Source organism: Neisseriaceae bacterium CLB008 (assembly GCA_041228285.1).
Lineage (GTDB): Bacteria > Pseudomonadota > Gammaproteobacteria > Burkholderiales > Neisseriaceae > JAGNPU01.
Genome location: CP166133.1, coordinates 1,552,671 through 1,575,061, shown reverse-complemented (window position 1 = coordinate 1,575,061; position 22,391 = coordinate 1,552,671). Strand labels below are relative to the sequence as shown.

The window sequence follows — 22,391 nt, the reverse complement described above, 5'->3', positions numbered from 1 at the left end:
TTACTCAGACAGAAATGATCAAAGGAATAAACATGAAGAAAATGAATAAAACCCTGCTGGGCTTGACCACGGTTGCTGCGATGTTGTTGAGTGCCTGTACCAGCGTGAGTCACGTTAAATCGAACGGCACCACCGATGAGGTGGTTTGGCCGGACGCCGAAAGCGTGAGCTTTAAAACCGGTAGTTTCCCTGTAGTGAACGCATTGAAACTGGTGCGCCCAGGCATGACCAAAGATCAGCTGTACAATCTTTTGGGTCGCCCACACTTTAATGAAGGCCTGATTGGTGTGGTGGAGTGGGATTACCTATTCCATTTCCCACTATCTAACGGCGAAGTGGTGACCTGTCAGTACAAGGTATTGTTTGATCAAGATAAATTGGCGCAAAGCTTTTTCTGGCGTGAGCCAGCCTGTGCTGATTTGATCAACGGTCGCCCGGTTGTGGCTGCGAAAGCAGAGCAGATCGAGCTGTCAGCCGATGCCTTGTTCCAGTTTAATGGCTCACAGGCAAATGAGTTGTTGCCACAAGGTCAAGAGGCTTTGGCTCAGCTGGCTCGCCAACTCAAGCAAAACTATGCTTCAATCAGCAGCATCGTTTTGACTGGCCATACCGATCGCTTAGGCAGCGATGCTTATAACCAACGCTTGGGCCAAGAGCGTGCCAATACCGTACGCATGGTATTGCAGCAGCAGGGCGTTGATGCACCGATCAGCACCCGTAGTGCAGGTAAGAGCATGCCTAAAACGACGAGCTGTGTAGGACAAAATGCTAATGCTGCTTTGAAAGCATGCTTGCAACAAGATCGTCGTGTAACGGTAGACATCGTTGGGACTAAAAAATAAACCTAGCTAGGTTGCATGAAAACGCCTGCTGATTATCAGCAGGCGTTTTTTTTATTGCTTTTTAAGATTAATACATTTTACATATATCATTTGAAAACAATGAACCCCGTTCATTTGTACTGTCGTTGCATATATGCGATTAAATTAATAAATCATGCCTTTAGTTTTAATAGAAATTAAATTAAAGGAGCAATTGTTGTCGACAATTTCTGTAATCTTTGTAAGTTTGTGATAATAAAGAGTTAATTTTTGTAAAGATTTATATCGATGTCAATACAGAACACAATAGGCAGGATTCCCATTTTGGGGCGTAAAGACTTTAGGCATATGAGGCTCTTGTGCCATCTGGTGTAATGAAAAAATACGTGTATGATTCGATTCAGCAATTAACTTGACTGATTGTTGAGTCTAAAAATATAGGGTGTGACTTTATAAACTTTAGGCCACAATTATATACATCACATATATTCTTTATTAAAGGTTTATTAATGAATTTCCGTTCTTTAGCTCTGGGTTTAGCGTTGTCTTCATTAACCACTTATGGTTTTGCCGCGGATGGTACTATTGAAATTAATGGCATGGTGACGGCTGCAACCTGTAAAGTCAATGCAGGCAGCACGAATAACATCAAAGTTTCTTTACCTGTAGTCAGCGCTCAGTCGTTTAAAGCCGTTGGGGATACCGCTGGTAAAACACCTTTTAGTATTAAATTAACTGAATGTTCAGAGGACAGCAAAGATGTTTCGGTGGCTTTTTCTGCTGCTCAAGCAAGTTTGTTTAATGCGACGGGTCACATTGTAAATCAAGCACAAGATCCTGCGGCCAACGTGAACATTGTTTTATTCGATGAACAAAATGGTGGCCAAAAACTTAAACTGGCACAAGGTGCCGAAGGTAAAGCGGTTAAGGTCGTTAATAAAGGTGCGGTGTTCAACTATACTGCTGCTTACATTGCTGAAGATAAAACCGTTGGTGCCGGCCAAGTGCGTGCATTGATGACGTACGACATTGCCTATAAATAAGTCGCTTTGTTGATATGGTTAAGTAATGCCTGGGTGCATTACTTAACCTTTTTTTATGATTATAGGTGTTGGTATGCGCGTATTGAGTTTTCTATTGTTGATGTTGATTTCGCTACCAAGTGTGGCCAGCGTGGTCATAACGGGTACCAGAGTGATTTATTCTGGACATCAGAATGAGGTGGGCATTGAGTTGAAAAATGATGCCAGCCAACCTGCTTTGGTACAATCCTGGGTGGACTATTTTGATGAGCCTAAAAATAAAGCTAATCTGGCCGTTCCTTTTGTGGTGATGCCGCCAGTGTTTCGGATGGAAGCCAACGAAGGCCAAAGTTTACGCCTGATGTATACGCAAGAGCCTTTGCCTACCGATAGAGAAACCCTTTTTCGCTTTAATGTATTGGAAATTCCACCCACACCAGAAGCGGGTGCTGCGAATTATTTGCTGATGGCCATTCGTAATCAGCTTAAATTGTTTTATCGTCCGGCCGAAATCAAGCAAAAACCAGATCAGGTCGAACAAGACTATATATGGCGGTTGCAAAAAGACGCAACCGGGCAATTTATCCTCAGCGTTGATAATCCAACGCCTTTTTATCTCAACCTTAGTGAGGTAAACCTGATTAATCAGGCTGGTGCTTTGGTGGCTTATGAGGCCGATATGATTGCGCCTAAAAGCCATCAGCAGATTGTGGTGAAAAACATCCCGTCCGCTCAAGTGCAACAGTTAAAAACCTTTCAGTTTGTGTACATCAATGATTATGGTGCACGTGTGCTTGTGACTGCACCGTTTCAACGTTAGGTCGTTACGTAGATGAATCAGGCGTTGCTTAAAGTCTTCATGTGCGGCCTTCCTGCGTTGACAATGTGGTCCACCGTGTCTGCTGTAGCCCTAGATGAAGGTATGGCTGAATCATTGAACACACAGCAGGTTGAACCCACCCTTAAAAAGCCTCAGCCAGCACCGGCACAGTTTGATGAAGATTTGTTGCGTTTGTCGAGCGTTTATCCGATGGTGGATTTAACCAAATTTGCGCAAGCCGATGCCGTTTTGCCTGGGCGTTATTTATTGGATGTGTTCGTTAATAATCAGTGGCAAAAAAACACCTTAGTAACGTTTAAACAAACGTCGGCGTCGACCGTTTCATTATGCGTTGATGATGCCTTGTTATTGGCGTTAAATGTTGCACCACGTGCCATCTCAGAGGCGGAAGCTGCTTGCCCGACGCTACAAGAGCGCTTGCCGGGTGCGAGCGATCAGCTTAATTTTTCCAGTTTGCGATTGAATTTAGTCGTGCCTCAAGCTTGGTTAAACGATACGGGATACACCATGATCCCGCCAGCCTTGTGGGATAAAGGCGATGTTGCAGCCTATTTTGATTACAATGCCAATAGCTACGGGACATGGCCAGATGAGGGGCGACGCCAAGTCGATCATGCTTTAGGCATTCGTACGGGCCTGCATTTTGGCAGTTGGGCACTGCGTCATAGTGGTTATTATAATCGTCCTTCACAGCGCTCTGGACATTATCAAAGCAATGATACTTATTTGCAAACTGAGCTATCCAACTGGCGATCACAGCTAAAAATCGGTGATTTCTACGGTTATAGCCAATTCATTGATGGGGTTAAACTGAGAGGGATTGAGCTTAAGACAGATGATCGTATGCTGCCGGCGCAGTGGCGTGGTTATGCCCCAGTGGTGAGGGGGGTGGCCATGACGCATGCGAAGGTGACGATTAGGCAACAGCAGCGCATTATTTATGAAAGCACGGTTCCGCCTGGTGCTTTTGCGATTAGAGATTTAAGCCCTTTGGGCTATGCGGGCGATTTAAACGTGACGGTCACCGAGGCAGATGGTCGTGAGGTCAGTTTCATTGTACCTTTCTCCAGTGTGGCGCAGTTGATTCGACCGGGCTCGGTTTATTACAGTATGGCGTTGGGTCGTTTACATTATGCTGATTCGGTCACAAATGATTCTGTTTGGCAGGGCAGTATGCAATACGGGCTTACCAATTATGTGACAGTTAACAGTGCGTTTCAATTGCATCCGGATTTTCAGGTTTTATTAGTGGGTTCCGCTTTTAATACCCAGCTTGGCGCCTTTGGTATCGATTTTCTTCAGACGACGGCTAAAATGGGCAATGGTCAGAATGAGCGGGGGCAACAGCTTAAACTAAACTACCATAAATATGTGGCACCAACGGCGACGACCTTGAATGTGACGGCCTATCGCTATAGTGAAAAAGGTTTTAGAAATTTAGATGCTTATTTGGGTGCATCGAATCATCACACAGAACGCCAGGAATATGCTGGGCGGCCCAAGCAGGAATTAGCGTTTTCCGTCAGTCAAGAACTACCAGAGCGTTGGGGGACATTTTATATGTCGGGTCTTTTTAGGCAAAGCTGGGCGCAATCTGGCTATGATAAGGAAGTTCAGTTTGGTTATAGCAATAGCTATAAACGTTTGGGATATGGGGTCTCGTTTAATCAAGTCGCCGATGTTAATAGTGGAGACAAAAAGAATCGCTTATTGTTAACTTTATCTATGCCGTTTGATGTGGCGAGTAGGCCTCAATACATCCATGTAAATCATAATCATAGTGAACAGGAGCAAGGCTATACTCAAATTGGGGTGAGTGGCGCACTAGATCAGCATAATCGTTGGTCGTATCAGGTGTCTGCCAATAAACAAAAAACTGACCACAGTTTGAGCGCTGGGACTTACTATCGTTCTGGTAAGGGTAATCTCAGTGCGTCGGTGACGACGACTAAATACAGCCATCAAGTTTCGTTAGGGGCTTCGGGTGCCGTGGTTTTACATCCTTACGGACTCACATTGTCCGAGAGTTTGGGGGACGCGTTTGCGATTGTCTATGCTCAAGGCGCTAAGGGTGCGGAGTTAAGAAACATGCCGGGGACGTTTTTGAATCATCAGGGCATCGCCGTCTTGTCTTCGGTCAATCCCTACGAAGTGAACGAAATTGGGATTAATCCTGCGAATATGCCTTTAGGGGTTAGTTTAAAGCAGAGCCATAAACAGTTAGTGCCACGTGGTAATACGGTTTCCCTGGTGCGATTCCAAACAAAAATAGGGCGAATGGTCTTGTTTGAACTGAATGATGTTGAGGGCAAACGGTTGCCGATGGGCGCTGATGTTGTTAATGCTGAGGGTGAGTCTTTGGGTTTTGTTGGGCAGGGGGGAAGAACTTTGCTGCAGCTGTCGCAGACACAGGGCATATTTTGGGTGAAATGGGGTGTGGATGAAACACAGAAATGCCAATTTCAGTACCAGCTTAACGCACAAGCGCCTAGTCAAGGCCCAGAAAAACACGTTTTGAACTGCCAAAAAGTGGAGTATAAAGAACATGATGAGTAATTTGTTCCGGCTGGTGGTGCTGCTTTTTTTGGCAGGCCCAACCTATGCCGCATGGGAGATTTGTCCTGGGCCGTCTAACTACCATGCCCAGCGAATACCAGCGCCACATTTAGAAACAATTGCCTCTTATACACCTAGGGGTAGCATAGATTTAAACACGCAACAGACTGCCTATGAAATTGTGGTTAAAGAAGGCAACAATGGTCAGATCGAGTTGAGCGATAAGCGTTTGATCAGTAAGTCTTTAGTCATGGAGGTAAAGCCGGCTTGCAATACTTCTGGTACTTATCACGCTAAATCTAAGGTTGAATTTGTGCCAGAAAAAGGCATGGGTGATAGTGGCCAGATGCAAGTGAGTACGGCGAGTGGCCTGGATTTAACCTTTAAAGTTATGTTTGACATTGATGGGCAGAAAATAGGCAGTAACCCTACTTCGAATAGATATGGTAATAAGTTTGGCCTACAGCTGGAAATCACTAAGATTCGCCAAACCGGCCCGATTAAAGGGGGGGGGGAGCAATATCAAAGAATTAAAGTCGGCCATTATAAGTTAGGCGTGATTGAAGAAGGTACGGGGTGGGATGGGGCGCAAATGGATATTTACCTTTGGATCAAAGTGAATAATCATCAGCAAACATGTAAAATAGTGGGCAGTAGTCATGTTCGAGCCGACCTGAAGCCCATTATGTTGAGTGAGCTGATGGCTAGGGGCGGCCCTGTTAAAGGTGGCGTTAGTGGCAGCATTAAGCTGAGCTGTCCTAAAAATTTGAAAGTGGCTGCCATTTTAACGGATCCTTATAGCCGCCAAGTCGTGAGTGACTATTTAAACAGCAGTGAAGATAATGGGGTGGTCTTTAAATTAAAGCGTAATAGTGTTGATGGGCCATATTTGCAGTTTGGCCCCAACACTTTTGGCAGCGATAATCGACATCAGTTTTTGATAGAGGCCAAACAGGGCGATGTTACGGCAACTTTTGATGTATATTATGCGCTGAAACCAGGCGTGACAAAAGTCAAGCCAGGGCCAGTGAGTGGCCGGGCTGAAATCACCTTTTCTTACCAATAGTCCCATCATTTAAAAAGCTGCCATCAAGGCAGCTTTTTTTTACATTCACAGAGGCCGCTTAAGCCGCTACTTTGAACTCGGCCTGGATGTGGCCATGTAAGTCTAGGCTCATGATGTCGCCAGGATGGACTTCGCCAACGCCTGCGGGCGTACCGGTGTAAATGAGGTCGCCTTTTTGTAGACCGTAGTATTGTGACAGATGGCTGATGATTTTTTGGACGGAAAAGATCATTAAGTCGGTGTTGCCGCTTTGGCGGGTTTGGCCGTTAATTTTCAGATCGAAGGTCAGGCCGCTGGGATCGTCAACAATCTGGCTGGAAACGAAATGGGTGATGCAGGCTGCGCCACGAAAGCCTTTACACTGGGTCCAGGGGTGGCCTTGGCTTTTGGCTTTGTCTTGCAGATCGCGTGCGGTCAAATCTAGGCCAATGCTGTAGCCGGCCACGTAGTTTAAGGCCTCTGCTTCACTGACGTTGTGGGCGTCTTCTTTAATCAGAATCACCAGCTCACATTCGTAATGAATGCTCTGAGAATAGCTGGGTAAAATTACAGGGCTAGTGGGGTGCAGTAAGGCCGAGGTGGGCTTTAAAAACACCATGGGCTCAGTTGGCACGTCATTGTTGAGCTCTTTAGCGTGGGCGACATAGTTGCGGCCGATGCAGAAAATATTGCTGACGGGGGTGTCTAAACCATTCAGTGAAACGGAAGCCATGTTGTTTTCCTCGTGTTTTTGTTGATTTTATGATGATAAGGCGGTTTGGGCGTCGAGGCCCAAACCGCATGTTTGGCGTTAAGCCACGTTAAAAGGTGCCGTTGACCTTTTTGTTGCGCATCAAGCACAGCATGTCGGCGGCGATGTGGGCTGCGGCCAGAGCGGTGATTTCGCTTTGGTCGTAGCTAGGGGCCACTTCAACTACGTCCATGCCGACGATGTTTAACGACTCTAGACCACGCAAAATGCTTAAGGCTTGAGCCGTGGTTAAACCACCAGGAACGGGGGTGCCGGTGCCCGGAGCAAAGGCTGGGTCGAGGCAGTCGATGTCGAAGGTCAAGTAGACAGGATTATTGCCAATGATGTCTTTGATGCGGCTAATGGTTTCTTTGACGCCGTTTTCATGTACCCACGGGGCGAATAGCATGTTCATGCTCATGAAGTCATCGTTCCAGGTGCGGATGCCTACTTGGGCCGATGTGGTGGGGTCGATTAAGCCATCTTTAACGGCCTTATAGAACATCGTCCCATGGTTCAATGAATCGGGATTGTCGTCTGGCCAAGTGTCGCAATGGGCATCAAAATGCAGCAGCGACAATGGTTTGCCGTATTTTTCAGCGTGTGCGATCAAGAGCGGATAGGTGACGTAATGGTCGCCGCCAAAGGTTAGCATCTTGGCGTTGCTGTTGTTTAAAATGTGGCGAGCATGATTGATGATGCTGTCTTTAATTGTCAGCGGATTGTGGGCATCAAACCAGCAGTCACCATAATCAATCACGGCCAAATCGTCAAAAGGATCAAAGCCCCAGGGAAAAGGTTTGAGTTCGGCCAGCTGTACGCTGGCGGCACGGATGGCGGCGGGCCCTTGACGGGCGCCGGAGCGAAAAGTAGTGGCTAGGTCTAGTGGAACACCAGACACGACAATGTCGCTGCCGCTTAAATCTTTGCTGTAATTACGACGCATGAAAGACAAAACACCTGAATAGGTATTTTCAATAGAAGAGCCATAGAGTGAGGTGCGGCTAATGGCACCGTCGCCAATGATTTCTGACATGCTTTTTTCTCCGAGAAAACGACGCATGAAGCACATGCGGTTACTGTCCATCTTTAAAACGGGGCACAGCCGACAGTTTGAGGCTGTACTGCTTTGTTAGCGCCCAAAGTTTGCCTGTTTTAACCCATAAAAGCAACCTTAAAAAAGCCCATGCCGCACTAGGCGGCATGGGCTAGGGGCTTATAAAATTTCGATGGCGTGATCGGCTAGGCGCGAACGCTCGCCGCGGCGTAGGGTGATGTGGCCAGAATGGGCCCAGCCCTTAAAACGATCGACGGCGTAGGTGAGGCCGTTACTGCCTTCGGTCAGATAGGGCGAGTCGATTTGCGCCAGATTGCCCATGCACACCACTTTGGTGCCGGCGCCGGCACGGGTGATCAAGGTTTTCATTTGCTTTTGGGTGAGGTTTTGTGCCTCGTCGATGATCACGAACTTATTGTGGAAGGTGCGCCCACGCATAAAATTCATCGACTTGATTTTAATGCGGGTGCGCATCATGTCTTGAGTGGCGGCCTTGGCCCAGTCGCCTGAGTCGTCTTCGCCTTTGCCCAGTACCTCAAGGTTGTCTTCCAGACCACCCATCCAAGGGTTCATTTTCTCTTCTTCTGTGCCGGGTAAGAAGCCAATGTCGTCGCCAACGGGGATGGTTGCTCTAGTGACAATAATTTCGTCATATTGTTTATAATCAAAGGTTAAGCTTAAGGCAGCGGCTAGGGTCAGCAAGGTCTTGCCGGTGCCGGCCTGGCCCAAAATGGTGACGAGGTCGAGGTTGGGGTTCATCAATAGGTTTAAGGCGTAGTTCTGTTCGGTGTTGCGAGCGTTAATGCCCCACACGGAGTGTTTGTTAGAACTGTAGTCTTTGATGGTTTGTAAGGTGGCCACATCGCCTTGGATGTCGATGACCTGAACGTAAAACGGTGATTCACCTTCGTCACTCCATAAGAGCTCGTTGATGGTGAACTCACGTACGTCTTTGCCTTTAACTTTATAGAAGACCGTGCCGTTTTCTTGCCAAGAGCTTAAGTCGGCGCCGTTGCGTAGCCAAAAGCTGTTGTCGAGTTCACGGTGGCCGGTGTACAGCATGTCGCTGTCGTCGATGATTTTATCGTTGCGATAGTCTTCGGCGGCCAAGCCTAGGGCTTTGGCCTTAATACGCATATTGATGTCTTTAGAAACCAGCGCAATATAGGTGTTTTTGACCTTCTTTTCAAGCGACAGCATAACGCTGAGGATTTTGTTGTCGCCGCCGGCCAGCGGCAGGCCTTCAGGCAGTGGCTCGGCCTCAATAGAGGTTTGTAAAATGAGTTTGCCGGTGGCTTCTTTATGGCCGGTCCCATTGAGGGGAATACCGGTGCTGATGGCGTCGTTGTTGCTGCTGATGAGGTCATCGAGGATACGGCTGGCTTGACGGGCGTTACGGGCGACTTCACTGAGCCCTTTTTTGTGAGCGTCCATTTCCTCTAGGGTGGTGAGGGGGATGTAGACGTCGTGCTCTTCAAAACGAAACAGACTATTGGGGTCGTGCAGCAACACATTGGTGTCGAGCACGAATAGGCGTCTTTTAGCAGTATTACGAGGGGAGTTGACCATTATGAATATCCTTACTTTGAGTGAATAATCGAAAACAGCAGCACCAACGGTTCATACAGGATAAGGCGTGTTACTTGTCGGCCTCCGACTTAAGAAAGGCCAATACTTCTGCGACATGGTCAGGAACGCGTACTTTGCGCCATTCTTTGCTGATGACTCCTTCTGAGTTGAGGATAAAGGTGGATCGTTCGATGCCTCTGACTTGTTTACCATACATGTTTTTCATTTTGATGACATCAAACAGGTTACAGACGGTTTCGTCGGCATCTGAGAGCAGAGTGAAATTGAGGCCTTGCTTGGCCTTGAAGTTTGCATGCGACTTAAGGCTGTCGCGGGAGATGCCGACAACGGTGTAGCCAAGTTCGGTAAATTCGGACAGGTGATCTTTAAAATCGTTGGCTTCTGTGGTGCAGCCTGGAGTGCTGTCTTTGGGATAAAAATAAACCACTAAAGGAAGGTGCTCATCGCTGTTGAACTGGACGTCGTCGGTCGCGGGCAGGGTGAAGCTGATTTTTTGGGTCATATTGGGTCTCCTTTAGACGGTTATGATGATGACAATAGCCTGATACCTCAACATTAAGCGTTATTGTTTTATCTGGCAAGTAGATAAACCGAATAATTAGGCTAAAAGCCTGTTGTAAGTGGCCATAAAGGTGTTCATAAAGGCCTCGCTCAAGTATCATTTAGGTTGAATTCATCTAGGATAGATAAGAGCCATGACGCGACAAATAATTTTGGATACCGAAACCACGGGCCTAAGCGCCAGAAATGGGGACCGGTTGGTGGAGTTTGCCGGGGTTGAGATGATCGACCGCCAGCTGACAGGGCGTTATTTACATTTGTACGTCAATCCAGAACGCGACATTCCTGCTGAGGCATCGAATATTCACGGGATTTATGATAAAGACGTAGTGGGTAAACCCATTTTTAAAGACGTTGGTCAGCAAATCATTGATTTTTTAGCCGACAGCGAACTGATCATCCACAACGCACCGTTTGACGTGGGTTTTTTAAACAGCGAGTTTGCCCGCGTTGGCATGCCGATGGTAGGGGATTTTACCGCTAAAGTCATCGACACCCTGAAAATGGCCAAAACCATGTTCCCAGGTAAAAAGGCGACGCTGGACGCTTTGTGTGACCGTTTTGAGGTGGACCGCAGCAACCGTATTTTGCACGGCGCCTTGATTGACTGTGAGCTGTTGGCCGGCGTGTACATTGGCATGACGCGGGGGCAGTATGGTTTAGACATGGGTGATCAAGAAGCCAGCGGTCACGATGCTGATTTGGTTCAAACCATTGTGCGACCGAGCCATTTAAACGTGATCTTGGCCGATGCTGAAGAGCTGGCCGCTCATGAAGCCTATGTCCAAGCCTTGGATAAGGCTGTCGGTGGGGCCAGCCTGTATCGCCAAGCGGCGCAGCCTGAATGAGCCCGCGTCACGTTGCCTTAATACCTGCGGCAGGCGTTGGCGCGCGGTTTGGTGCTGGTTTGCCCAAGCAGTACAGCCAGCTCTTAGGCCAGACCGTGCTGCACCATACCTTGGCGGTGTTACAGGCGGAAGCCAAGATTGACCAGGTGGTGGTGGTGATTGCGCCGGATGATCCTTATTTTGATCAGTATGACTGGCCGCAGGAGAAATTGACGGTGTTGCGCTGTGGCGGCGTTAGCCGCGCTCAAACCGTTCAGCAAGGCTTGGCTGAGCTATTGGCATTAGGAGCGGTGCAGGATCAAGACTGGGTGTTGGTACACGATGCAGCGCGTTGCTGCTTGAGCGCCACGGCCTTGTCTGGATTGATAGGCCATTTACACGGCCATACCATTGGCGGGCTGCTGGCGCTGCCGGTAGCGGACACGCTTAAGCGCGCCAATGCTGAAGGAGATGTGGCAGCCACCGTCGATAGAGCGGGGCTATGGCAGGCGCAAACGCCACAAATGTTTCGGGCACGGCTATTGGCCGATGCCTTAGCCTTAGGCGATCTGAATCAGGTGACGGATGAAGCGTCCGCCATTGAAGCCTTAGGCCTTCAGCCCAAGCTGGTCTTGGGTGAAGCCAGTAATTTTAAACTCACATTACAACAAGACCGTTTATTGGCCGAAGCGGTACTCAGCGCCAGACGGATGGAAGAAAAAGGAAGAGCATGACGATTCGCGTAGGCCAAGGCTATGACGTGCACCAATTGGTGGCAGGTCGCCCATTAATTTTAGGCGGGGTTGAAATCCCTTTTGATAAAGGCCTATTAGGCCATTCTGATGCCGACGCATTGCTGCATGCGATCACCGACGCTATTTTAGGCGCGGCGGGGATGGGCGATATTGGCCATCATTTTCCCGACACCAGTGCCGATTTTAAAGATGCTGATAGCCGCGTGTTGTTGCGTGAAGCCTATGCCGCCGTTCAGGCCGCTGGCTGGACCTTGGTGAACGTGGACAGCACCATTATTGCCCAGCAGCCTAAGTTGGCGCCGCATATGGCGGCCATTAAGGCCAATTTAAGCGCTGATTTAGGCCTGCCCGTGAGCGCCATCAACGTCAAAGGCAAAACCAATGAAAAATTGGGTTATTTAGGCCGACAAGAGGCGATTGAAGCGCAGGCCGTCGTGCTTTTAGTGGCGGCTCAGGCGTAAAAACTACTGGTCAGCGGGTAAAGAACGTTCTACACTGGTCTGGCAGTGATGCACGGCATGCAGATAGGCTATGCGCATGTCAGACACGCGAGAACGTGGTGAATGAGACAAAATCATAACCGGGAGAACATCTATGAAACAGCTCGATAAAGAAAAACAAGATGCTTTAAAAAAACAGGCTGCCGAAAAAGCATTAGAATTTATTCCTAATAATGAATACATCGGCATCGGTACGGGCTCGACGGTTAATTTTTTTATTGAAGCCTTGGCTAAATCAGACATTAAAGTCAAAGGGGCCGTGTCGACTTCAGAAAAAACGTCTGCTTTATTGGCCCAATACGGCATTCCTGAAGTCACCCTAAACGAAGTGGCGCATCTGCCGGTCTATGTGGACGGTGCCGATGAGATCAACCATTCACTCCACATGATTAAAGGCGGCGGTGGCGCTTTATTGTACGAGAAAATCGTGGCGGCCGCTTCAGACCAGTTCATCTGCATTGCCGACGAGAGTAAATATAAGTCGCGCCTCGGCCATTTTCCCTTGCCGGTAGAGGTGCTGCCACCCGCGCGCTCTTTTGTGGCGCGCCAGCTGGTGAAACTAGGCGGTATGCCAGAGCTGCGCACCGACTTTAAGACCGATAGCGGCAACTACATCTTAGACGTGCATGATTTTTTTGTGGACAAGCCGGTGACGCTAGAAGACGAAATCAACCGTATTCCTGGCGTGATGGATAACGGCATTTTTGCGCATCAACGGGCGCATGTGTTGATTTTGGCGACGGCCGACGGCGTGGACATTTTACGTTAGGCCTATTCGCTCGGTGTGAGTTGAGTAAGCCATAAAAAAGCGCTTCCCGAAGGAGGCGCTTTTTATTTGGCTGGCTGATGAGGTTTAAGCCAAGAATTCAATGGTCCCGTTTTCGATGGGGCCCAATACGGCTAATGATTCAAGCTGTACGCCAGCATCACGGATGGCTTTGCCGCCGTCTTGGAAGCCTTTCTCGATCACGATGCCCACGCCCACTGGCGTCGCGCCTGCTTGTTTAACCAAGTCGATGAGGCCTAGGCTGGCGTTGCCGTGCGCTAGGAAATCATCCATGATCAAAACGCGTTCGCCCTGATGCAGGTAGCGATGCGACACACGAACTTTATAGCCTTGTTGCTTGGTGTAGGAAAACACTTCGCTCTCATAAGCTTCTTGATCCATGTTCAGGCTTTGGGTTTTTTTGGCAAACACCACAGGCACGTTGTTAAAATGACGTGCGGCCATGCAGGCAACGGCGATGCCAGAAGCTTCAATGGTCAAAATTTTGTCAATTTCAACACCGGCAAAGCGCTCAGCAAAGGCTTTACCCATATTGTCTAAAAGCTGTACATCTAGCTGATGATTTAAAAAATTATCGACTTTTAAAATATAGCCATCAAGTAGGCGGCCGTCGTTTAAAATGCGTTGTTTGAGTTCTTCCATTGCGTGGTGGGCCAAATCAGTTAAGTGAAGTCGGAGATTATAGCGTTTTTTTGCCCTGGTTTACAGGGTTAAAGCTTAATAATTCATTTACGCGGGGTTTTCTCAATCAAAATCTGACGAGTGCCCGCTAATTTATCATGTAAAAACTGTTTGTCACGATTACAAAAAGCGTAGCCCCAGGTGAGAATCCACCAAAAGCTGGCTAAATAAAATGAAGTCTGGCTGGGTAAACCTTTGTTGCGGGCGGCCAGATAAGCAATGGCGGGAATGCCGGCCATAAAGGTCAGCATCCAGGCCAGACGAATCACAATGTGTGGGCGGCTTAACAGCTGGTCGCGCTGGTCGACGAGGCGAATACGCCAAACCTTCATCGGCAAGGTTTGGCCGCTCTTGGCCCAAGATAGGCCAAAGTATAGGCCCCAGGCGAGACATAAGATCAAGCCGGAAATTACCTGAGGCACCATGCTGGTGGTGGGGAATACATAGGTAAAGGGCACTGAAATCAATAGGGCGACGAGGGAGACGGCGGTCACCAGCAGCGATTCATACACAATGGCAAACAGGCGGCGGATAATGGGGGCGGGAGGGGTGGTCAAACTCATGCAAGATTCTTTCGCGCTAAGAGCGCCAAGGTTGGCGCCAGTAAATCGGTTTCGGTATAGGGGTCTAGAGCCAGCTCATAGTCTAGGCTGCGTAGCCAGGTCAGCTGGCGCTTAGCCAGCTGACGGGTGGCGATGATGCTTTTTTCTGTCATGCCAGCTAGATCGTCTTCACCGGCTAAATAAGCCCAAGCTTGACGATAGCCCACGCAGCGAATCGACGGCAAGTCAGGATTCAGGCTTGGATATTTGGCCTGTAGCTGACGAACTTCGTCAAGAAAGCCGCCTGCCATCATGGCGTCAAACCGTTTTTTGATTTGCGCATGCAGCAGGCTGCGGGTTTCTGGGATTAAGGCCAGCGTGGTTAAATTCAGCGCCGGCTTTTGCGCCTCTTGCTCTTGAAAATGCTGGCTCATTGGTTTGCCGGTGAGCATGAATACTTCCAAGGCACGCTCGATGCGTTGGCTGTCGCCTGCCTTGAGTCGCTCAGCGGTGAGGGGATCAACCGTCTGTAGGCGTTGGTATAGGGCCAAGAGCCCTAGGGTGGTTTTGTCGGCTTGGAGCTGAGCACGTATTGCAGGGTCGGCCGCTGGTAAGTCGTTTAAGCCCTCGGTGAGGGCTTTGTAATACATCATGGTGCCGCCCACGATAACGGGCAGCTTGCCGCGCGCCTGAATATCTTGAATCAAGGCCAGGGCATCGCGACAAAAATCAGCGGCACTGTAGCTGTCTAACGGCGAAATGATGTCGATCAAATGGTGGGGCACTTGAGCCAGTTCAGCCGCATTGGGCTTGGCAGTGCCAATGTTCATGTCGCGATAGATGAGGGCCGAGTCAAGACTGATGATTTCAATGGCGTGTACTTGAGCCAGGTCTAAGGCCAGCTGAGTTTTGCCCGAGGCGGTCGGGCCCAAAATAGCTAAGGCGGAAGGGTGCATCACTATTGCCCCCTCATGAATAGACCATCCAGCTCATTGATGGTTAATTTAACCCAGGTCGGGCGGCCATGATTGCACTGGTTTGAGCGCGGGGTTTGCTCCATATCGCGTAACAGCGCATTCATTTCTGGCAGCGTCAGCTGTCGACCTGCGCGAATCGAGCCGTGGCAGGCCATGGTGGCCAGCAGTTCATTGCGTTTCTCAGTGAGTACGTGGCTGGCGCCATAGCTTTGAATGTCGGCCAAAATAGATTGGGCCAAGCCTACGTAATCGCCCTTGGCCAGCATTAACGGCACAGAACGCACGGCAATGGTGTGTTCGCCCAGTAGAGACAGTGATAGGCCAAGCTGTTGTAAGGTGTCTTGGTGTTCGGCGGCGGTGGCGGCTTCGAGTGCGGTGGCTTCAAACGAGGCCGGAATCAGCAGCGTTTGGGTGGCAATATCGCCTTCGTCTAGCTGGGTTTTTAGGCGCTCATAGGTCACGCGTTCGTGGGCGGCATGCATGTCGACCAAGATCAAGCTGTTGTCCGCCTGGGCCAAGATGTAGATGCCGCATAGCTGGGCGATGGCGTAGCCAAGTGGATGTTCAGGTGCGGCTTCATCCCCAGGCTGGGGCTCGGCCAAAGCGGCTTGAGCCGCGCTGATTTGATCCAGCTCAGCAGGGCGTTGATACAGAGATTCGTAGGCGTTTAAAGCTTCTTTTGACTGCGCCAAGCTCAGCGGGCGCTGATAACTGGCACCGCCGCTTTGGGGGCGAAACGGTGCTGGGCTCACGCCGCCGCTTGCGGCAGAGCCGCTACTTGGGCGAGTGTTCATGCTGGTAGGCAGGGTGGGCTCTGGGCTCGCATCGACGCCTAGACCAAGCGCCGGCTGGCTAATCGAGGGGCGTACGTCGGCGCGGGTGTCGGCTAAAACGCGGTTGAGGGCGTGAAACACCAGTTGGTGAATGGCCTGGCCTTCACGAAAACGTACCTCAGTCTTGGTGGGGTGCACGTTCACGTCGACCATCTCTGGCGGCATGCTTAAAAACAAGGCAAAAGCAGGCGTGAGCTCATGGTGTAAGACATCTCGATAGGCTTGCTTGGCGGCGTGGAATAATACCTTATCGCGCACAAAGCGACCGTTGACGTAAAAATATTGTTTGTCCGTCTTGCCCTTGCTGTAGGTGGGGCTAGAAATATAGCCGCTTAAAGACAAGACGCCTTCTTGTGCCGGAACCGTCAGTGCGGCGGCTTTAAAGTCTTCCCCTAAGATGGCGGCAGCGCGGTCTAGCCCAGACTGTAGCGGCAGGCTTAAGGTTTGCTTGCCGTTGTGGCGTACGCTGAAGGCGATCTGAGGATTAGCCAAAGCAATGCGCTCAATGGCGCTGAGGCAGTGGGCGTATTCGGTGTTGTCAGACTTTAAAAACTTGCGCCGCGCAGGGGTGTTGAAATAGATGTCGACGATTTCGACCGTGGTGCCCAGATTGTGAGCGGTGGCGGTCACGGGGTGGAGCTTGCCGTCGATGGCCACGATTTGGTGGCCGTGTTCACTATCGGCGTGTTTGCTGCTGAGGGTAAGGCGGCTGACCGCAGCAATACTGGCCAAGCCTTCGCCGCGAAAACCCATGGATTGAACGTGTTCTAGATCGTGTAGGCTTTTAATTTTGCTGGTGGCGTGGCGATGCAGGGCCAAAGACAGGTCTGCCTCTAACATGCCGCCGCCGTTGTCGCTGACGCGCATTAATTTCGTGCCGCCGTTGACCAGTTCGATTTGTATGTCGGTGGCGCCGGCGTCAATGCTGTTCTCTAAGATTTCTTTGAGGGCATTGGCTGGCCGCTCCACCACTTCACCCGCCGCAATCTGGTTGATGAGGTGGTCGGGTAATTGAATGATGTGACTCATTGTTTTTGGCTACCTTTACGATGGCGTAGGTATTCCACCACGCCTGGCATAATGGATAAAATAATGATGCCCAGCATGATGACTGAGAGGTTTTTCTTCACGATTTCTAGATTACCAAATAAATAACCCGCCGTGGCGAACAGCAAGACCCAAATGATGGCGCCGCTGACGTTATAGGTAATGAATTTACGATAAGACATACTGCCCATGCCCGCCACAAACGGTGCAAACGTACGCACAATGGGCACGAATCGGGCAATGATGATGGTTTTGCCACCGTGTTTTTCATAAAAAGCATGGGTTTTGGCCAGATGGCTTTGCTTGAAAAACTTGGAGTGGGGGTTGCTGAAGAGCTTGGCGCCGATGGCCTTGCCGATGCTGTAGTTGACGGTGTCGCCCAAAATGGCGGCCACGATCAATAAGGCCATCATTAAATAGATGTTCATTTCGCCAAGGGCGGCGATGCTGCCTGCCATAAACAGCAGTGAATCACCCGGTAAAAATGGGGTGACGATGAGGCCGGTTTCGCAAAAAATGATGAGGAATAAAATCAGGTAGATGTAGGTGCCGTAGTTTTGGCTGAGTTCTAATAGATGAACGTCAAGGTGTAAGAAATAATCCATTAAGGTGGTGATTAATTCCATGGGAGCCTCTAGGAAAAAGGTTGCCCGAAGGCAACCTTATGTGTGGGGTTAAACGACGGCTTCTTCTTTTTTCTTGATCGGCTTGATCAGGCTTTCGCGGCTGAGTCCGAAGAACATCAGCATCGGGCTGGCCACCAAGACCGATGAGTACACGCCAAAGACAATGCCGATGGTCAGCGCCATGGCAAAGCCGTGTAGGGCGTCGCCACCAAAAACCAGCATCGAGATCACCATCGCTTCGGTTGAGGCGTGGGTGATGATGGTACGGCTCATGGTGGAGGTAATGGCGTTGTCGATGACTTCAGGCACGGTGTGGCCACGCATGCCGGGTTTGCGGAAGTTTTCGCGAATCCGGTCAAACACCACCACCGATTCGTTCACCGAGTAGCCCAGTACTGCGAGAATACCCGCCAATACGGTCAGCGAGAATTCCCACTGGAACAAGGCGAAACAGCCCAAAATAATCACCACGTCGTGCATATTGGCAATAATGGCCGATACGGCAAAGCGCCACTCAAAACGTACCGATAGGTAGATGATGATGCCGATACACACAAAGCTGATCGCCCATAGGCCGCTGCGCACCAGCTCATCGCCCACCTGCGGGCCAATGAACTCTACTTTACGCAGCTGTACATTGGCGTCTTGGGTTTTCAATAGCTGCATGACTTGCTCAGACAGCTGCGCTGAGTTCATGCCTTCTTTGTTCGGCAGACGAATCATCACGTCTTTAGTGGTGCCTAGGGCCTGTACCGAAGCCGTACCTAAATTTAAGGTGTTGACCTCATCACGGATCTTATTGAGGTCACTGCCTTGGCTATACTGCACTTCCATTACCGTACCGCCGGTAAACTCCACCGAAAAGTTAAGGCCTTTGGTGAATAAAAACACCACGGCCAAAATAAAGGTGGCCAGCGAGATAAAGGTAGTGAGCTTGCCATAGCTCATAAACGGAATGTCGCGTTTAATCTTAAAGAATTCCATTGTGCTTATTCCTTATTGCTGCCAGCGCGAAGGCTGTCATTTTCTGGACGCCACACTGAGCCAATCGACACTTCTTTGAGGCGATGACGGCGACCGTACCAAATGTTGACGAATGAGCGGGACACCATTACAGAGGTGAACATCGAGGTCATGATGCCGATACAGTGCACCACGGCAAAGCCACGAACGGGGCCTGAACCGAATACCAAAAGGGCGATACCGGCAATGAGCGAGGTCACGTTGGAGTCCACGATCGTTGCCCAAGCGTGTTTGTAACCTGCGCTGATGGCCATTTGAGGGGCCATGCCGGCGCGCAGCTCTTCACGAATCCGCTCGTTAATCAGAACGTTGGCGTCAATGGCCATGCCTAAGGTTAGGGCGATGGCGGCAATCCCTGGTAGGGTTAGGGTGGCCTGTAACATGGATAAAATGGCAATCAGCAGCACTAAGTTATAGGTTAATGACAGCACTGAGAACACGCCAAAGGTGCGGTAGTACAAAATCATGAACCCGCCCACGGCGATAAAGCCCCATAGGGTTGAGTGGAAGCCCTTAGTGATGTTTTCTTGGCCTAGGCTTGGGCCAATGGTGCGTTCTTCCGCGATGTTCATCGGTGCGGCTAGCGAGCCTGAGCGCAACAGCAGTGACACATCGTTGGCTTCGGCGGTGCTCATGCTGCCCGAAATCTGTACGCGGCCGTTAGGGATTTCGGTACGAATCACCGGGGCAGTCACTACTTCTGATTTCTTTTCAAACACCACAGGTGCGGCTGGATCGTCATTCTTTTGAGGAATTTGTTCGATCAATACCATGGCCATACGCTTGCCACGATTTTCGCGGGTTAGGTCACGGAAGATGCTGGCGCCAGTTGAGTCTAGGTTAATCGCTACGGCAGCGGCGCCGTTTTCGTCAAAAGACGGCTGGGCATCATTGATGTTGTCGCCGGTTAGCTCAACCTGGCGATTGATCAAGATGGGGCTGTTGCCCATTTGGCTTGGTTGATACAAGAGCTCATAGCCCATTGGCACGTTGCCATCCAAGGCTTGCTGCATCAGAGCGGCGTCGTCTTCGACCATGCGCACTTCTAAGGTGGCGGTACGGCCTAAGATGTCCTTGGCCTTGGCGGTGTCTTGAATGCCAGGCAGTTGCACCACGATGCGATCAGGGCCAGCCTGTTGGATCACGGGCTCAGCCACGCCTAATTCGTTGACACGGTTATGCAAGGTGCCCATGTTTTGCTTTACGGCATCGTCTTGAATTTTGGTAATCAAGGCCGGGGTCAGCGCGATTTTAATTGAGCGGTCGCCTTCGGCCTGAACGCCTAGTTCAGGTAAATCTTTGGCCAATACGCGTAAGGCCTGAGTTTGGCTGGCAGCGTCTTGCAACGGTACAATCAGGTTGTTCTCGGTTTGGCGAATGTTGCCATAGCGAATTTTTTGGGTTTTAAGGCTACGGCGAATGTCGCCAGCGTAGCGTTCCAGCTTTTTCTCAACCGCGGCCTTTTTGTCTACTTGCAGCAAGAAATGCACGCCGCCACGTAGGTCTAAGCCCAAGAACATAGGATTGGCTCTGATTTTGGCCATCCATGTTGGGCTGTCAGGCAATAGGTTCAAGGCAGTGATGTAGCCTTCACCCAGGTTATTCTCGATGATGTCGCGGGCTTTAAGCTGTGCCTCGGCATCGTGTAGGCGCACTTTAAGGCTGTTGCCGTCTAGGTAAATGCCGTTGGTACGGATGTTGTTTTGCTGCAGTTCATTTTCGATCTGCGCCATAGTGTCTTCGTTGATGACGATTGACTGGCGGTTGGTGGATACTTGTACGGCAGGCGTCTCGCCAAATAAATTGGGTACGGCGTAGACGCAGCTCACCACAAATACCACGAGGATAATGAGGTATTTCCAAATGGGATATCGGTTCATTGTCAACCTTACAAAAAGCAATAAGCCGCAACGAGTGCGGCCATAAAACGAGGGTTTTTTAGTTTTCCACTACGCTGGCGATGGCAGAACGTTCGATTTGAACTTCAACACCAGAAGCAATTTCAATGGTAAAGAAACGTTCGTCTACCTTGGTGATTTTACCCACGATGCCTGAGCTGGTGATCACTTTGGTGCCGCGGCTTAGTTCTGAAATCATTTTTTGATGATTTTTAAATTTCTTTTGCTGAGGGCGCATGATTAAGAAGTAAAACACCACCAAAATCAATACTAATGGGGCGAACTGGGCAATCAAGCTGCTAGAGCTAGCGGCGTCGGCGGCGTATGCAAAATCGATCATCTTTTTTCCTGTACGTCAAAATTATAAACAATGGGCTATTTTATAGGGGGCAGCCCAATTTTCCAAGTCATTTTGTCAATATTCCGCGGCTGTTTTCGAAAATACAAAAAAACCGCTGGAATAAACGCCATAATCTCGTGATGCCTCAATGTTTAAGGGTTTTTGGGACTGTTCACGCCCATAGCTCGCTCTTCGGCAAACTGTAGGCGGAAGGTTTCAAAACGACCTTCATCTAAGGCATCACGCACATCTTGCATCAGCTGCTGGTAATAATGCAAGTTGTGAATGGTGTTTAGCTGGGCGCCCAAGATTTCTTGAGTGCGGTGTAAGTGGTGCAAATAGGCACGACTGAAGTTTTGACAAGCATAGCAGCCACAGGTTTCATCAATCGGACGATGGTCCATCTTGTAAGTGGCGTTTTTGATTTTTAAATCGCCAAAGCGAGTGAATAGCCAGCCGTTACGCGCATTGCGGGTAGGCATGACGCAGTCGAACATGTCAATGCCGTGTGCTACGCCGTAAATCAAGTCTTCTGGTGTGCCCACGCCCATTAAGTAGTGTGGCTTGTCTTCTGGCAGCATCGGTGCGATTTCGCGCATCATGCGGTACATCTCTGGCTTCGGTTCGCCGACCGATAGGCCGCCTACGGCAATGCCGTCAAAATCCATGTCGATTAACGCCGCGGCGGATTCTTGGCGTAGGTTGCCGTACATTGACCCTTGGATGATGCCAAAGAGTGCGTTGGGGTTTTTTAAGTCTTCAAAGGCCTTTTTCGAACGTTCGGCCCAGCGCAGGCTCATCAGCATAGATTCGCGCGCGGTTTTCTCATCGGCTTCACCAGGCGTGCATTCGTCTAACTGCATGACGATGTCGGAATTCAGCGTGGTTTGAATTTGCATCGAAATTTCTGGCGATAAGAACAGCTTGTCGCCGTTGATGGGGCTTTTAAAGGTACAGCCTTCTTCGGTTAGCTGGCGCATGTCTTTTAAGGAAAATACTTGAAAGCCGCCAGAGTCGGTCAAGATGGGTTTGTCCCAGCCCATAAAGCCATGCAGGCCGCCGAAGCTTTCAATAATCTCTAGGCCGGGGCGTAGCCATAGATGGAAGGTGTTGCCCAAAATAATCTGCGCTTTAATGTCATGCAGATTTTGCGGCGTCATGGCCTTCACCGAGCCATAGGTGCCAACCGGCTGAAATACGGGGGTTTCAACCGTGCCGTGATTAAGGGTGAGGGTGCCGCGGCGGGCGTAGCCTTCTTTTTTGTGTACTTTGAATGACAGCATGGTGTATGTAAACGCAGTAAAAATAAAG

General features: G+C 49.8%; 22 protein-coding genes. 9 read left to right on the top strand and 13 right to left on the bottom strand.

What is annotated here, in order from left to right; all coding sequences use genetic code 11:
- Positions 1-32: 32 nt before the first annotated feature.
- The 5 genes from AB8Q18_07175 (at position 33) to AB8Q18_07155 (ending at position 6,306) form a co-directional block, all read left to right on the top strand.
- Positions 33-842: an OmpA family protein gene (locus tag AB8Q18_07175; GenBank protein XDZ52839.1), complete on the top strand. Its 810-nt coding sequence runs from the start codon at positions 33-35 to the stop codon at positions 840-842.
- A 488-nt stretch (positions 843-1,330) separates the two neighbouring features.
- Positions 1,331-1,864, top strand: a complete 534-nt coding sequence (locus tag AB8Q18_07170) for a fimbrial protein (GenBank protein XDZ52838.1) — start codon at positions 1,331-1,333, stop codon at positions 1,862-1,864.
- Positions 1,865-1,937: 73 nt separating this feature from the next.
- Positions 1,938-2,663 carry a molecular chaperone gene (locus tag AB8Q18_07165; protein ID XDZ52837.1) on the top strand — a complete coding sequence of 242 codons (726 nt, stop codon included), beginning with the start codon at positions 1,938-1,940 and terminating at the stop codon, positions 2,661-2,663.
- A gap of 12 nt (positions 2,664-2,675) precedes the next feature.
- The gene (locus tag AB8Q18_07160) at positions 2,676-5,240 is read left to right on the top strand and encodes a fimbria/pilus outer membrane usher protein (protein ID XDZ52836.1); all 2,565 of its coding nucleotides are present in this window, start codon (positions 2,676-2,678) and stop codon (positions 5,238-5,240) included.
- Positions 5,230-6,306 carry a fimbrial protein gene (locus AB8Q18_07155; protein ID XDZ52835.1) on the top strand — a complete coding sequence of 359 codons (1,077 nt, stop codon included), beginning with the start codon at positions 5,230-5,232 and terminating at the stop codon, positions 6,304-6,306. The genes AB8Q18_07160 and AB8Q18_07155 overlap by 11 nt, the downstream gene beginning before the upstream one ends.
- 58 nt (positions 6,307-6,364) lie before the next feature.
- On the opposite strand, the gene AB8Q18_07150 is transcribed toward AB8Q18_07155, so the two are convergent.
- The 4 genes from AB8Q18_07150 to AB8Q18_07135 all read right to left on the bottom strand — a co-directional run bounded on the left by AB8Q18_07150 (position 6,365) and on the right by AB8Q18_07135 (position 10,185).
- Complete coding sequence (locus tag AB8Q18_07150; GenBank protein ID XDZ52834.1) at positions 6,365-7,018, bottom strand: fumarylacetoacetate hydrolase family protein; 654 nt, start codon at positions 7,016-7,018, stop codon at positions 6,365-6,367.
- An 88-nt stretch (positions 7,019-7,106) separates the two neighbouring features.
- Positions 7,107-8,072 (bottom strand): agmatinase, encoded by a 966-nt coding sequence (gene speB / locus AB8Q18_07145; GenBank protein ID XDZ52833.1) that lies wholly within the window; start codon positions 8,070-8,072, stop codon positions 7,107-7,109.
- Positions 8,073-8,252: 180 nt separating this feature from the next.
- Complete coding sequence (locus AB8Q18_07140) at positions 8,253-9,662, bottom strand: PhoH family protein (GenBank protein ID XDZ52832.1); 1,410 nt, start codon at positions 9,660-9,662, stop codon at positions 8,253-8,255.
- Positions 9,663-9,732: 70 nt separating this feature from the next.
- A complete protein-coding gene (locus AB8Q18_07135) occupies positions 9,733-10,185 on the bottom strand; it encodes a peroxiredoxin (protein XDZ52831.1) in 453 nt (150 codons plus the stop codon).
- Between the two features lie 193 nt (positions 10,186-10,378).
- Between AB8Q18_07135 and dnaQ the strand changes: the two genes are divergently transcribed.
- From dnaQ to rpiA, 4 genes are all read left to right on the top strand, one after another.
- Positions 10,379-11,092, top strand: a complete 714-nt coding sequence (gene dnaQ / locus AB8Q18_07130) for a DNA polymerase III subunit epsilon (GenBank protein ID XDZ52830.1) — start codon at positions 10,379-10,381, stop codon at positions 11,090-11,092.
- A complete protein-coding gene (gene ispD / locus AB8Q18_07125) occupies positions 11,089-11,805 on the top strand; it encodes a 2-C-methyl-D-erythritol 4-phosphate cytidylyltransferase (GenBank protein ID XDZ52829.1) in 717 nt (238 codons plus the stop codon). The genes dnaQ and ispD overlap by 4 nt, the downstream gene beginning before the upstream one ends.
- The gene (ispF, locus tag AB8Q18_07120; GenBank protein XDZ52828.1) at positions 11,802-12,287 is read left to right on the top strand and encodes a 2-C-methyl-D-erythritol 2,4-cyclodiphosphate synthase; all 486 of its coding nucleotides are present in this window, start codon (positions 11,802-11,804) and stop codon (positions 12,285-12,287) included. The genes ispD and ispF overlap by 4 nt, the downstream gene beginning before the upstream one ends.
- Before the next feature lie 133 nt (positions 12,288-12,420).
- The gene (gene rpiA, locus AB8Q18_07115) at positions 12,421-13,095 is read left to right on the top strand and encodes a ribose-5-phosphate isomerase RpiA (GenBank protein ID XDZ52827.1); all 675 of its coding nucleotides are present in this window, start codon (positions 12,421-12,423) and stop codon (positions 13,093-13,095) included.
- Positions 13,096-13,179: 84 nt separating this feature from the next.
- Here rpiA and AB8Q18_07110 read toward each other — a convergent pair whose 3' ends face one another.
- The 9 genes from AB8Q18_07110 to tgt all read right to left on the bottom strand — a co-directional run bounded on the left by AB8Q18_07110 (position 13,180) and on the right by tgt (position 22,363).
- Positions 13,180-13,755 (bottom strand): xanthine phosphoribosyltransferase, encoded by a 576-nt coding sequence (locus AB8Q18_07110; protein ID XDZ52826.1) that lies wholly within the window; start codon positions 13,753-13,755, stop codon positions 13,180-13,182.
- 83 nt (positions 13,756-13,838) lie between these two features.
- Positions 13,839-14,357, bottom strand: coding sequence for an RDD family protein (locus AB8Q18_07105; protein ID XDZ52825.1), 519 nt, complete (start codon positions 14,355-14,357; stop codon positions 13,839-13,841).
- Positions 14,354-15,295: a tRNA (adenosine(37)-N6)-dimethylallyltransferase MiaA gene (miaA, locus tag AB8Q18_07100; GenBank protein XDZ52824.1), complete on the bottom strand. Its 942-nt coding sequence runs from the start codon at positions 15,293-15,295 to the stop codon at positions 14,354-14,356. Before miaA ends, AB8Q18_07105 begins: the two co-directional genes overlap by 4 nt.
- Positions 15,295-17,175: a DNA mismatch repair endonuclease MutL gene (gene mutL / locus AB8Q18_07095; protein ID XDZ52823.1), complete on the bottom strand. Its 1,881-nt coding sequence runs from the start codon at positions 17,173-17,175 to the stop codon at positions 15,295-15,297. The genes miaA and mutL overlap by 1 nt, the downstream gene beginning before the upstream one ends.
- Positions 17,172-17,819 carry a DedA family protein gene (locus tag AB8Q18_07090; protein XDZ52822.1) on the bottom strand — a complete coding sequence of 216 codons (648 nt, stop codon included), beginning with the start codon at positions 17,817-17,819 and terminating at the stop codon, positions 17,172-17,174. The genes mutL and AB8Q18_07090 overlap by 4 nt, the downstream gene beginning before the upstream one ends.
- Positions 17,820-17,867: 48 nt before the next feature.
- Positions 17,868-18,803 (bottom strand): protein translocase subunit SecF, encoded by a 936-nt coding sequence (secF, locus tag AB8Q18_07085; protein XDZ52821.1) that lies wholly within the window; start codon positions 18,801-18,803, stop codon positions 17,868-17,870.
- A gap of 5 nt (positions 18,804-18,808) precedes the next feature.
- Entirely contained in the window at positions 18,809-20,722 is a 1,914-nt protein-coding gene (gene secD, locus AB8Q18_07080) for a protein translocase subunit SecD (protein XDZ52820.1), read from the bottom strand.
- A 58-nt stretch (positions 20,723-20,780) separates the two neighbouring features.
- Positions 20,781-21,080: a preprotein translocase subunit YajC gene (gene yajC / locus AB8Q18_07075; GenBank protein ID XDZ52819.1), complete on the bottom strand. Its 300-nt coding sequence runs from the start codon at positions 21,078-21,080 to the stop codon at positions 20,781-20,783.
- Positions 21,081-21,232: 152 nt separating this feature from the next.
- Positions 21,233-22,363: a tRNA guanosine(34) transglycosylase Tgt gene (tgt, locus tag AB8Q18_07070; GenBank protein XDZ52818.1), complete on the bottom strand. Its 1,131-nt coding sequence runs from the start codon at positions 22,361-22,363 to the stop codon at positions 21,233-21,235.
- Positions 22,364-22,391 lie beyond the last annotated feature (28 nt).